We start from the raw sequence: 12265 nt of genomic DNA, 5'->3' as shown, positions 1-12265 counted from the left end.
TATTTAACGATTGGATCAGAACATGACCAGGCAACAGCAAGTGGTGATTGTCGGCGGTGGGGTGATTGGCTTGCTGACGGCCTTCAATCTCGCCTCCGAAGTGCAAAGCGTTGTGCTGCTGGATCGCTCGAACGTTGGTCAGGAGTCGTCCTGGGCCGGTGGCGGCATCGTTTCGCCGCTTTACCCGTGGCGCTACAGCCCGGCGGTCACCGCGTTGGCTCACTGGTCCCAGGACTTTTATCCACAGCTGGGCGAGCGCTTGTTTGCCGCCACCGGCGTTGATCCTGAGGTGCACACCACCGGTCTGTACTGGCTGGATCTGGATGACGAGGCTGAAGCCCTGGCATGGGCCGCCCGGGAAAGTCGCCCGCTTAGTGCGGTGGATATTTCGGCAGCACACGACGCCGTGCCGGTGCTGGGTAGTGGTTTTTCCCGGGCGATCTATATGGCCGACGTCGCCAACGTGCGTAATCCGCGTCTGGTGAAGTCACTCAAGGCCGCGTTGCTGGCGCTGCCGAACGTGACGATCCATGAGCAGTGCGAAGTCAGCGGGTTTGTACGTGACGGCAACAAAGTGGTCGGCGTGCAGACCTCCACAGGTACTGTCTCGGGTGATCAAGTTGTCCTGACGGCGGGGGCCTGGAGCGGTGATCTGCTCAAGCTTCTTGATCTGACACTGCCGGTCGAGCCTGTGAAAGGGCAGATGATTCTCTACAAGTGTGCGGCGGATTTCCTGCCGAGCATGGTCCTGGCCAAGGGTCGTTATGCGATTCCCCGGCGCGACGGGCACATACTGATCGGCAGTACGCTGGAGCATGAGGGCTATGACAAGACGCCGACCGGGTCGGCACTGGAAAGCCTGAAGGCGTCCGCGGTGGAGTTGATCCCGGCGCTGGCTGATGCCGAAGTGGTGGGGCACTGGGCCGGATTGCGCCCTGGATCACCCGAGGGCATTCCTTACATCGGCCCGGTGCCAGGGTTTGACGGGCTCTGGCTCAACTGCGGGCATTACCGTAACGGGCTGGTGCTGGCGCCGGCGTCATGCCAGTTGTTTGCCGATGTGATGCTGGGCCGGGCGCCGATTATCGATCCGGCGCCTTATGCGCCTGCCGGGCGGCTCTGACTGCTGGACAGTTGTTATTTGTCAGATCGCCATCGCGAGCCTGTTCGCGATGGGGTCTCAATCCAGTCCCAACTTCTTGAGCCTGTAACGCATCGACCTGAATGACAGATTCAACCGCTGAGCCGCCGCCGTGCGGTTCCAGCGGGTTTCCTCCAGGGCCTGGAGCAGCAGTTGGCGTTCGACGTTTTCCAGATAGGTGTCCAGATTGTCTATCCGGGTCAGGTCCGGCATTCCACCTTCAGCTGCGCAATTGCCTTCAGCCAGGCGCAGGTCACCGGCTTCGATCTGATTGTCCTCGCACAAGGTGTGAGCCCGTTCGAGCATATTTTCTAGTTCCCGCACATTGCCCGGGAAGCGATAGCTTTTCAGCGCACCGAGGGCTTGGGGGTGGAGTCTGGCTGCCGGTTGACCCGTATCGGCGGCCAGGCGCTTGAGTATGTGGCTGGCTAGCATTTCGATATCATCACGACGCTCGCGCAAGGGCGGCACCCGGAGTTCGATCACATTCAAACGGTAGTAAAGATCATGCCGAAATCGCCCGGCGGCGACTTCGGCGCCAAGGTCCTTGTGTGTGGCGCAGAGAATGCGCACATCTACCGCCTCTTCCTGCTGCCCGCCGACGCTGCGTACGGCTTTCTCCTGAATCGCACGCAGCAGTTTGACCTGCATGGCCAGCGGCAGGTCGGCCACTTCGTCGAGGAGCAGGGTGCCGCCGTGAGCTGTCTGGAACAGGCCGGGTTTGTCTTCGATGGCGCCGCTGAAACTGCCTTTGCGATGACCGAAAAACTCGCTCTCCAGCAGCTCCGAAGGAATCGCCGCGCAGTTGATCGCAATGAACGGCTGCTTGGCGCGGGGGCTTTGATCGTGGATCAGGCGCGCGACCAGCTCCTTGCCGCTGCCGGACTCTCCGCTGATGTATACCGTCGCATGGCTGCTGGCCAGTTTGGTGATGTGTTTGCGCAGGTTGCGCATGGGCAATGAGTCGCCCAGCAAGCGACGATCGATACCGACCCCGCGGGCAGGAACCAGCATGGCGCTGGTGACCAGTTCACGCAGGCGCGCAAGGTCCACCGGTTTGGTCAGGAAGTCGAATGCCCCGGCCTTGAGCACATTGATAGCGGTTTCGAGACTGGCATAGGCGGTGATCATCGCCACCTGGACCTGAGGGTGACGTTGCTGGATGTGCTGCACCAACTCCAGGCCGGTACCGTCTGGCAACTGCATGTCGGTCAGGCAGAGATCGAATGTTTCGCTTTTCAGCAGCGATTGCGCTTCGACGACATTGCGGGCGTTGAACGTCTCCAGTTTCATCCTTCCCAGGGTGATTTCCAGGAGTTCGCGAATGTCCGGTTCGTCATCGACGATCAAGACTTTTTGTCGTGGTCTCGTGTTCAACGTGGGTTCCGTCCGTGAGCATAGGTAATGCAAAAGCAGCCGCTTTCCTGGCGTGCCTTGAAGTCTAGGCGGGACAGAATGCTTTCGCCCGGCTGGCCGGACAGATGAGGCCCCAGGCCCTTGATATGGGGGGCGGGGGCTTCATTATCGAGTATTTCCAGTGATTTCGGGTCAAGCCTTAGCGGCGACAGTTGCTCGCGGCACAGCAAGTGCAGGACGTTTTCGAATACCCGGTTCATTCGCAGAGAGTGATCTTGAATAATCTGCGTCAGACGTCGATCGATGCCTTTCAGTTCCTTGGGGGCGCGCGATAGTTCTCAATCGGCCGCCATTTCGGGTGAGGTTTCAGCGGCCTCTGGAATCTTTGTCTTGCTCGAGATGAGCCTGGCTGCAATACCATTGCTGGTCCAGTCTCAGTGCGCGGTCGCGCGGCAGGTGAACGCCACAATGGGCGCAACGGACCATAGGCGCCGCTTCCCGTTCGGCAGGGGGCCTGGGGGTGGAAGCCTGCCCCTTGAGTTTGCGCCAGAACCATACTGCAGCGGCAATCAGGGCAATCCAGAACAATAAACGAAGCATGGTGAGCTGCTTTTCGAATGATGATCCGGCAGTTTAGCCAAGGACCTGTCAGGCGCACAGTGTAATAAATCGCTGAAATAAAAAAGGGAGACTCGAAAGTCTCCCTTTTTGCACAACCCGAGGTATCAGTCGAACACGCCGAAGGTCATGTAGCTGAACCACGAACGGTCGCTGTTGTTGCCTTGCGCTTCGTGATCTTCTTCTTCGATCGCGTCGCCATTGCCGTCTTTAGGCTTGAGCTCGCTCGGGATCGCGTCCTTGGCGTCCTGGAACTGCCTCTGTACGTCCTGGTTGGCGCGGGTTTCGCCCGGTGGCAGCGGCGGACGGGACTCGATCAGGCCCAGGGTCGCTTTGCTCAGCCACGAACGGTTGTCGGCTTCGGCCACGGTCGGTACGAATTGACCGTCCACCAGCGTCGGGTGGTTCGGGTAGTTGAGCTTCAGGGTTTCCAGGCTGGTGGCCGCCAGTTCGTCCAGGTGCAGGCGCTGGTAGGACTCGGTCATCACCGCGAGGCCGTCGCCGACTGAAGGGGTTTCCTGGAAGTTTTCCACTACGTAACGACCGCGGTTCGCGGCGGCGACATAGGCTTGACGGGTCAGGTAATAGTCGGCAACGTGAATTTCGTAGGCCGCCAGCAGGTTGCGCAGATAAATCATGCGCTGCTTGGCGTCTGGCGAGTAGCGGCTGTTCGGGAAGCGGCTGGTCAGCTGGGCGAACTCGTTATAGGAGTCGCGGGCGGCGCCCGGGTCACGCTTGGTCATGTCCAGCGGCAGGAAACGCGACAGCAGGCCGACGTCCTGGTCGAAAGAAGTCAGGCCCTTGAGGTAGTAGGCATAATCGACGTTCGGATGCTGTGGGTGCAGGCGAATGAAGCGCTCAGCAGCGGACTTGGCCGCTTCTGGCTCGGTATTCTTGTAGTTGGCGTAGATGAGCTCGAGTTGCGCCTGGTCGGCATAGCGGCCGAACGGATAACGCGATTCCAGAGCCTTCAGCTTGGCGATGGCACTGGTGTAGCTACTGTTGTCCAGGTCTTTTTGAGCCTGTTGGTACAGCTCGACTTCACTGAGGTTTTCGTCTACGACTTCCTTCGATGAGCAAGCAGCGGTCAATGCGAGGATGGCGATCAGCAGCAGGTGTTTCACTTGCATGGCGGCTTGCGTCCCTATGACGGCCGCTGTCTTGGGCGTGGCCGTCCTGTTATGATGAGCGCCCCGTTGTATAGCCTCGGGGCAAAAGACGCCGTATTTAACCACAAGCGCGCAGCCGAAACCAAAGGCTGTGCCGACGCCTAGTCTGAGCATGTCCGATAAAATTGAACTTCGCGCAGAGGTGCCGTCCGAATTGGGCGGCCAACGCCTCGATCAAGTCGCCGCACAACTATTCGCTGAGCACTCGCGCTCGCGCCTTTCCGCCTGGATCAAAGACGGCCGCCTGACTGTGGATGGGGCGGTTATCCGCCCGCGAGACATCGTTCACGGTGGCGCCATCCTTGAGCTGACTGCCGAGCAGGAAGCTCAGGGCGAATGGGTCGCTCAAGACATTGCCCTGGACATCGTCTACGAAGACGACGACATCCTGGTGATCAACAAGCCTGCGGGCCTGGTGGTGCACCCGGCTGCCGGTCACGCCGACGGCACCTTGCTCAACGCCTTGCTGCACCACGTGCCGGACATCATCAATGTGCCCCGCGCCGGTATTGTGCATCGCCTGGACAAGGACACCACCGGTCTGATGGTGGTGGCCAAGACCATTCAAGCGCAGACGCAGCTGGTTACACAGTTGCAGAGCCGTAGCGTCAGCCGGATCTATGAATGCATCGTGATTGGTGTGGTGACCGCTGGCGGCAAGATCAACGCGCCGATCGGTCGTCACGGCCAGCAGCGCCAGCGCATGGCCGTGATGGAAGGTGGCAAGCAAGCCGTCAGCCATTACCGCGTGCTCGAGCGCTTCCGCTCCCACACTCACGTGCGGGTGAAGCTGGAAACCGGTCGTACGCACCAGATTCGCGTGCACATGGCGCACATCAACTACCCGTTGGTCGGAGATCCTGCCTACGGTGGTCGTTTCCGGATTCCGCCGGCCGCCAACCCAACCATGGTCGAATCCCTGAAAAACTTCCCGCGTCAGGCGCTGCATGCGCGTTTCCTGGAACTGGATCATCCGACCACCGGTAAGCGCATGAGCTGGGAATCGCCGTTGCCGGAAGATTTTGTCTGGCTGCTGACCCTGCTCAAGCAAGACCGCGAGGCGTTCATCGGATGAGTGACTGGCTGATTCCTGACTGGCCCGCGCCGGCCAGGGTCAAAGCCTGTGTGACCACCCGTGCGGGCGGCGTCAGTGTGGCGCCGTTCGACAGCCTCAACCTCGGCGATCACGTCGACGACAACCCTGAAGCGGTTGCCGAGAATCGCCGTCGTCTTACCGATCATTTCTCCATTCAGCCGGCCTGGCTGCAGCAGGTCCACGGCATTGTCGTGGCTCATGCCGATCCGGGGCGGGTGGACACGGCTGATGCCAGCTGGACATCAACGCCGGGTGTCGCCTGCGCAGCGATGACTGCCGATTGCCTGCCCGCGCTGTTTTGCGACCGTGCCGGGACGCGTGTCGCGGCAGCTCATGCCGGTTGGCGCGGGTTGGCGGCGGGTGTGCTGGAAGCCACGCTCGACAGTCTGGCCGTTCCGTCCGCTGAAGTATTGGTGTGGCTCGGCCCGGCCATCGGCCCGCAAGCCTTTGAAGTCGGCCCGGAAGTGCGCGAGACCTTTGTGCAGCAATTGCCGCAAGCGGCAGAAGCCTTTGTGCCGAGTCAAAACGCCGGCAAGTTCATGGCTGACATCTATATGCTGGCACGTCTGCGTCTGGCTGCTCGCGGTGTCACGGCCGTCTACGGGGGCGGTTTCTGCACCGTAACCGACCCACGCTTCTTTTCTTACCGCCGCAGTTCACGCACTGGTCGGTTTGCCTCCCTGGTTTGGCTCGAACGCTAGACTTGTCTGACCTGCATCAACGTCACGACGCTTGAAACTCCCAGAATCGACCACATCTATTGCGGTATCTGGCAGGTTTCTTCATTCAGGATGTTTTATAGGTCCGGCCTGCTCAAAAGGAAGGTGACCCATGCGTATAGACCGTTTAACCAGCAAATTGCAGTTAGCGTTGTCCGATGCCCAATCCCTGGCTGTCGGCCACGATCATCCGGCCATTGAACCGGCGCACTTGATGCAAGCCTTGCTCGAGCAGCAGGGCGGCTCGATCAAGCCCCTGTTGATGCAGGTGGGCTTCGACGTCAACAGCCTGCGTAAAGAGCTGACCAAAGAGCTCGACCAGCTACCGAAAATCCAGAATCCGACCGGCGACGTTAATATGTCGCAGGATCTGGCGCGCCTGCTCAACCAGGCCGATCGTCTGGCGCAGCAGAAAGGCGACCAGTTCATCTCCAGCGAGCTGGTACTGCTCGCCGCCATGGACGAGAACAGCAAGCTCGGCAAACTGTTGCTCGGCCAGGGCGTGAGCAAGAAAGCCCTGGAAAATGCGATCAACAACCTGCGTGGTGGCGAGGCCGTCAACGACCCGAACCACGAAGAAGCACGCCAGGCCCTGGACAAGTACACCGTCGACCTGACCAAGCGCGCCGAAGACGGCAAGCTCGATCCGGTGATCGGCCGTGACGATGAAATTCGCCGGACCATCCAGGTGCTGCAACGTCGTACCAAGAACAACCCGGTGCTGATCGGTGAGCCTGGCGTGGGTAAAACCGCCATCGCCGAAGGCCTGGCCCAGCGCATCATCAATGGCGAAGTGCCGGATGGCCTCAAGGGCAAGCGCCTGTTGTCCCTGGACATGGGGGCGCTGATTGCCGGTGCCAAGTATCGCGGTGAGTTCGAAGAGCGGCTCAAGGCGTTGCTCAACGAGCTGTCGAAGCAGGAAGGGCAGATCATTCTGTTCATCGACGAACTGCATACCATGGTCGGCGCCGGCAAGGGCGAAGGCTCGATGGATGCGGGCAACATGCTCAAGCCGGCACTGGCTCGCGGTGAACTGCACTGCGTGGGTGCCACCACGCTCAACGAATACCGCCAATACATAGAGAAGGACGCCGCTCTCGAGCGACGCTTCCAGAAAGTGCTGGTGGACGAGCCGAGCGAAGAAGACACCATCGCCATCTTGCGTGGCCTGAAAGAGCGTTATGAGGTTCACCACAAGGTGGCCATCACTGACGGCGCGATCATTGCCGCGGCCAAGCTCAGCCATCGCTACATCACTGACCGTCAGTTGCCGGACAAGGCCATCGACCTGATCGACGAAGCCGCCAGTCGCATCCGCATGGAAATCGACTCCAAACCGGAAGTGCTGGACCGTCTGGAGCGTCGCCTGATTCAGCTGAAGGTGGAATCCCAGGCGCTGAAGAAAGAAAGCGACGACGCGGCGAAGAAGCGTCTGGAAAAATTGCAGGAAGAAATCGCTCGTCATGAGCGTGAGTACTCGGATCTCGAAGAAATCTGGAACTCGGAAAAAGCCGAAGTCCAGGGTTCGGCGCAGATCCAGCAGAAAATCGAGCAGTCCCGTCAGGAGCTGGAAGCGGCCCGCCGCAAAGGCGACCTGAACCGCATGGCGGAGTTGCAGTACGGGGTGATCCCGGACCTGGAACGCAGCCTGCAAATGGTCGACCAGCATGGCAAACCCGAAAACCAGTTGCTGCGCAGCAAGGTGACCGAAGAAGAGATCGCTGAAGTCGTGTCGAAGTGGACCGGTATTCCGGTGTCGAAAATGCTCGAAGGCGAGCGCGAAAAACTGATGAAGATGGAAAGCCTGTTGCACCAGCGTGTGATCGGCCAGGACGAAGCGGTTGTGGCGGTTTCCAATGCGGTGCGGCGTTCGCGTGCCGGGTTGTCCGACCCGAATCGCCCGAGCGGCTCGTTCATGTTCCTCGGCCCGACCGGTGTCGGTAAAACCGAGCTGTGCAAGGCGCTGGCCGAATTCCTCTTCGATACTGAAGAGGCAATGGTGCGGATCGACATGTCCGAGTTCATGGAGAAACATTCCGTGGCTCGCCTGATTGGTGCTCCTCCAGGCTATGTAGGCTACGAGGAGGGCGGTTATCTGACCGAGGCGGTGCGTCGCAAGCCTTACTCGGTGATCTTGCTGGACGAGGTCGAGAAGGCGCATCCGGATGTGTTCAACATCTTGCTGCAAGTGCTCGAAGACGGGCGTCTGACCGACAGTCATGGCCGTACGGTGGATTTCAAGAACACCGTGATTGTCATGACGTCCAACCTGGGCTCGGTGCAGATCCAGGAACTGGTCGGTGATCGTGAGGCCCAGCGTGCAGCGGTGATGGATGCGATTTCCAGCCACTTCCGGCCGGAGTTCATCAACCGGGTCGACGAAGTGGTGATCTTCGAGCCATTGGCGCGGGATCAGATCGCCGGCATTACCGAGATCCAGTTGGGTCGTCTGCGTAGCCGCCTGACCGAGCGGGAGCTGAAGCTTGAACTCAGCCCTGAGGCCATGGACAAGCTGATCGCGGTCGGATACGACCCGGTGTACGGCGCACGGCCGCTCAAGCGCGCTATCCAGCGCTGGATCGAGAACCCGCTGGCGCAGCTGATTCTGTCCGGACGGTTCATGCCGGGCGATACCGCTCACGGTGTGGTGGAAAACGACGAAATCGTCTTCGTCTGATCCATAACGGCAACAAAATCGAAAAGGCCTCGCATAACGAGGCCTTTTTTTCGTTAGGCTGTTGAACTCAAAGGAAAAGGCTTGTAAAGTGCGCCCCGCAGTAAGTCACCCGCCAGGGTTTCCGCTCCCCAAGCAGGAATCCAAAATAAGTTGCAAATCATTAACTTGAAAGCAATTTAGGGGGTTGACAGAGGTTCTGAAGATTGTAGAATAGCGCGCCTCAGACACACGAACGCAGCGATGCGAACGGGTTGATGAGAACGCTGTAAAGCTTCAAAGTTGTAAATTGAAATGTGTAGTTCCGTGATAGCTCAGTCGGTAGAGCAAATGACTGTTAATCATTGGGTCCCAGGTTCGAGTCCTGGTCACGGAGCCAATTTCAAACCGGGGTATAGCGCAGTCCGGTAGCGCGCCTGCTTTGGGAGCAGGATGTCAGGAGTTCGAATCCCCTTACCCCGACCATATTTGGGTCGTTAGCTCAGTTGGTAGAGCAGTTGGCTTTTAACCAATTGGTCGTAGGTTCGAATCCCACACGACCCACCATTTTTGAAACCAGTTAGCGCTGGAATCGAATCTTAAGATCAGACGCCAAAAGCTCTGTTCGCAGAAGGCGCCTTTCAAAGGTGCCTTTTTTTTACCGGGGTATAGCGCAGTCCGGTAGCGCGCCTGCTTTGGGAGCAGGATGTCAGGAGTTCGAATCCCCTTACCCCGACCATATTAAAAATCCTCGTATCGAAAGATACGGGGATTTTTTTTGCTTTCGAAAATACTGGGCGTGCCGCAAAACCCTGTGGGAGCGAGCTTGCTCGCGATGACGGTGTATCAGGCGACATTGATATCGACAGAAAAGACGCCATCGCGAGCAAGCTCGCTCCCACAGGTTTACATCAGTGCAGCTTGAGCCGTGGCTCTGTGCCGCGCCCGATCTTGCTGCCGAGCATCAGCATCGCCGTGCGGAACGGCCCGTACAGCGCCATCTGGTGCATGCGGTACAGCGACACGTAGAACATCCGCGCGAGCCAGCCTTCGAGCATCACACTGCCGGTGAGGTTGCCCATCAAGTTACCCACAGCCGAAAAACGCGACAGCGAGATCAGCGAGCCGTAGTCGGTGTACTTGTACTCCGGCAACGCCTTGCCTTCGATGCGCAGTTTCAACGATTTGGCCAGCAATGAAGCCTGTTGGTGAGCGGCCTGGGCACGTGGCGGCACATTGCGGTCGCTGCCCGGTTGCGGGCAGGCGGCGCAGTCACCGAACGCGAAGATGTTCTCGTCACGGGTGGTTTGCAGGGTCGGCAGCACTTGCAGCTGATTGATGCGGTTGGTTTCCAGGCCATCGATGTCCTTGAGGAAACCCGGTGCGCGAATCCCTGCGGCCCAGACTTTCAGGCTGGCCTTGATCACGTTGCCATCGGCGGTGATCAGGCTGTCTGCCGTCACTTCGCTGACCGCGGCATTGGTCATGACGTTGACCCCGAGTTTCTCCAGGGTTTTATGCACCGGTCCACCGATACGCTCGGGCAGGGCAGGCAATACCCGTGGCCCGGCTTCGATCAGGGTGATGTGCATGTTTTCCGGTTTGATCCGGTCCAGGCCATAGGCCGCCAGTTCATGGGCGGCGTTGTGCAGCTCGGCGGCCAGCTCGACCCCGGTGGCACCGGCACCGACGATGGCCACGCTGATTTGTTCGACCGCGTCGGTTTGCCCTGCGTGAGCACGCAAGTAGTGATTGAGCAGTTGCTGGTGGAAACGCTCGGCCTGTTTGCGAGTGTCGAGGAACAGGCAGTGTTGCGCCGCGCCCTGGGTGCCGAAATCGTTGGTGGTGCTGCCGACGGAGATCACCAGCGAGTCGTAAGGCACTTCGCGGGCTGGCACCAGTTCCAGGCCGGCTTCGTCATAGGTGGCGGCCAGCTGGATTTTCTTGCGCGCGCGATCGAGCCCGCTCATGCGCCCCAGCTGGAACTCGAAGTGGTTCCATTTGGCCTGGGCGACATAGTTGAGTTCGTCTTCGGAAGAGTTCAGGGAACCGGCCGCCACTTCGTGCAACAACGGTTTCCAGATGTGGGTCAGGTTCGCGTCGACCAGCATCACACTGGCCGTGCCGCGCTTGCCCAGAGTCTTACCCAGACGGGTAGCCAACTCCAGACCGCCGGCGCCGCCGCCAACGATGACAATACGATGAGTCATGGGGATATCTCGCAAGGCTAAAAGAAATCTTTGTCGTCGTTACCCAAGCGAGCATGAGGGTCTGTTGACGTTTGATGACGACCGCGACGGATGCCCACGTGGCGCAGGGCAAGGCGCGAGGAACGTGATTTGGTTGTTCCAAATGAGTTCCGAGCAACGCTGCCCTGCGCCACGTGGGCGTCCGTCCCTTCGGGTTGCGCTCCAACGAGTGCGAGGCTGCGTTGCGGGATTTGCCAAGGGAACAACCATTGGCGGCATCCCGCGCCTTGCCTCGCACTCGTTGGAACGCAACGCGGTTCGTCATCAAACGTCAACAGACCCTCGGCAGCTCATAGCGTCAGGTAACTGATAAGTCGGCTCAACAGGCCCAGACCAATGGTCACTGCCAGCACCAGCACCAGGAGCATCCACGGCCGGAATGGCCGGCGCTCGACTCGGTGCTGGGACAGTTGCAGGTACTCTTCGACATGCTTCTGGTCGTCGGGGTTCAGGCGGCTGGTCATATCGGGCCTCGTCAGGGGTAGACGTTGCTGAGTGTGTAGAAGCTACAGGGAAATTATTCAGCTGTGAACGGAGCTTAGCTGCTGACCGGGGAAAGGCTCGAGGCTCAAAGGCTGATCCCGACGTCAAAGACTATGCTGCGCCCCAGGTTGCTGCGCAGGAAGTCCGGTGCATCCGGATGGGCGAACAGCACGCGGGCAAATGTCGGCCCAACCAATGACAGCGAACGCCAGCCCTGGCGCAGGTATTCGGTCGGCGGCGGGAAATGGCTGTTGAGGTCCAGCACTTCGCGTTTGAGGCTGGCGAAGGCAATGATGTCCAGCTCACCCAGATCCATGCCGCGTTCTTTGTAGTTGTGCGCCTTTTTGCGCAAGGTCGGCGCCAGTCTGAGCAAAAACTCATTGGCCGGTATGCGCCGGGGCTTGGCTTCGCGGCGCACCAGTTGGCTCAGGGAAAACGCGCTGCGGCGCCTTTGCAGTTCGTTGCGCCATTCATCGTTGAGGCGCCGGCCTTCGTCGAGCACGAAGAACACCTCGAAACTGGCATCGCGAAACAACACATCTGGTGGCTCCCCGGCGGGGGCAAACTCATCGGCACGATAGGGAATGTTCAAGCCTTGCAGCAGGCGCTGGCAAACCCAACGCTCACGCTCCCATTTGCGGGCATTGGACAGGAATGCGTTGGCCTGCTCGGCGGCGATGGTCAGCAGGCGTAAATAATCTGAGTCATCCATAGGCCCAAGCTTAGCGTTCAATTGCGACAAGCAGAAAGCTTTGCATCGGCTGGAGCAACTTTGCCGCCG

11 protein-coding genes and 4 tRNA genes are annotated in these 12265 nt (G+C 59.5%); 8 read left to right on the top strand and 7 right to left on the bottom strand.

Going from position 1 to position 12265, the window contains the following annotated elements; translation table 11 throughout:
• The first annotated feature begins 22 nt into the window (after positions 1-22).
• Positions 23-1123 carry a glycine oxidase ThiO gene (thiO, locus tag PMI29_RS19575; RefSeq protein WP_007996408.1) on the top strand — a complete coding sequence of 367 codons (1101 nt, stop codon included), beginning with the start codon at positions 23-25 and terminating at the stop codon, positions 1121-1123.
• A gap of 57 nt (positions 1124-1180) precedes the next feature.
• Here thiO and PMI29_RS19580 read toward each other — a convergent pair whose 3' ends face one another.
• The 4 genes from PMI29_RS19580 to PMI29_RS19585 form a co-directional block, all read right to left on the bottom strand.
• A complete protein-coding gene (locus tag PMI29_RS19580; RefSeq protein ID WP_007996406.1) occupies positions 1181-2518 on the bottom strand; it encodes a sigma-54-dependent transcriptional regulator in 1338 nt (445 codons plus the stop codon).
• On the bottom strand, positions 2515-2757 hold the full coding sequence (locus tag PMI29_RS30985) for a hypothetical protein (protein WP_007996404.1): 243 nt from the start codon (positions 2755-2757) through the stop codon (positions 2515-2517). The genes PMI29_RS19580 and PMI29_RS30985 overlap by 4 nt, the downstream gene beginning before the upstream one ends.
• A 106-nt stretch (positions 2758-2863) precedes the next feature.
• Positions 2864-3097, bottom strand: a complete 234-nt coding sequence (locus PMI29_RS30980) for a PP0621 family protein (RefSeq protein ID WP_007996402.1) — start codon at positions 3095-3097, stop codon at positions 2864-2866.
• Between the two features lie 125 nt (positions 3098-3222).
• On the bottom strand, positions 3223-4245 hold the full coding sequence (locus tag PMI29_RS19585) for an outer membrane protein assembly factor BamD (protein ID WP_007996400.1): 1023 nt from the start codon (positions 4243-4245) through the stop codon (positions 3223-3225).
• Positions 4246-4396: 151 nt separating this feature from the next.
• Here PMI29_RS19585 and rluD point away from each other — a divergent pair, with 151 nt between their 5' ends.
• The 7 genes from rluD (at position 4397) to PMI29_RS19620 (ending at position 9491) form a co-directional block, all read left to right on the top strand.
• Positions 4397-5359: a 23S rRNA pseudouridine(1911/1915/1917) synthase RluD gene (rluD, locus tag PMI29_RS19590; protein ID WP_007990414.1), complete on the top strand. Its 963-nt coding sequence runs from the start codon at positions 4397-4399 to the stop codon at positions 5357-5359.
• A complete protein-coding gene (pgeF, locus tag PMI29_RS19595; RefSeq protein ID WP_007996399.1) occupies positions 5356-6081 on the top strand; it encodes a peptidoglycan editing factor PgeF in 726 nt (241 codons plus the stop codon). The genes rluD and pgeF overlap by 4 nt, the downstream gene beginning before the upstream one ends.
• Positions 6082-6211: 130 nt before the next feature.
• The gene (gene clpB, locus PMI29_RS19600; RefSeq protein WP_007996398.1) at positions 6212-8776 is read left to right on the top strand and encodes an ATP-dependent chaperone ClpB; all 2565 of its coding nucleotides are present in this window, start codon (positions 6212-6214) and stop codon (positions 8774-8776) included.
• Positions 8777-9076: 300 nt separating this feature from the next.
• Positions 9077-9152 (top strand) — tRNA-Asn (locus PMI29_RS19605).
• 9 nt (positions 9153-9161) lie between these two features.
• Positions 9162-9238: transfer RNA gene (locus PMI29_RS19610), tRNA-Pro, on the top strand.
• A 5-nt stretch (positions 9239-9243) separates the two neighbouring features.
• Positions 9244-9319 (top strand) — tRNA-Lys (locus PMI29_RS19615).
• Positions 9320-9414: 95 nt separating this feature from the next.
• Positions 9415-9491: transfer RNA gene (locus tag PMI29_RS19620), tRNA-Pro, on the top strand.
• A gap of 172 nt (positions 9492-9663) precedes the next feature.
• Here PMI29_RS19620 and PMI29_RS19625 read toward each other — a convergent pair.
• From PMI29_RS19625 to PMI29_RS19635, 3 genes are all read right to left on the bottom strand, one after another.
• Positions 9664-10962, bottom strand: a complete 1299-nt coding sequence (locus PMI29_RS19625) for an NAD(P)/FAD-dependent oxidoreductase (RefSeq protein WP_007996396.1) — start codon at positions 10960-10962, stop codon at positions 9664-9666.
• Between the two features lie 329 nt (positions 10963-11291).
• On the bottom strand, positions 11292-11465 hold the full coding sequence (locus tag PMI29_RS19630; RefSeq protein ID WP_007996394.1) for a DUF3094 family protein: 174 nt from the start codon (positions 11463-11465) through the stop codon (positions 11292-11294).
• A 104-nt stretch (positions 11466-11569) separates the two neighbouring features.
• Positions 11570-12196 (bottom strand): DUF1780 domain-containing protein, encoded by a 627-nt coding sequence (locus PMI29_RS19635; protein ID WP_007996391.1) that lies wholly within the window; start codon positions 12194-12196, stop codon positions 11570-11572.
• Positions 12197-12265 lie beyond the last annotated feature (69 nt).

Origin of the sequence: Pseudomonas sp. GM49 (genome assembly GCF_000282355.1) — a bacterium.
Classification (GTDB): domain Bacteria; phylum Pseudomonadota; class Gammaproteobacteria; order Pseudomonadales; family Pseudomonadaceae; genus Aquipseudomonas.
This window is presented reverse-complemented; position numbering and strand designations above follow the sequence as displayed.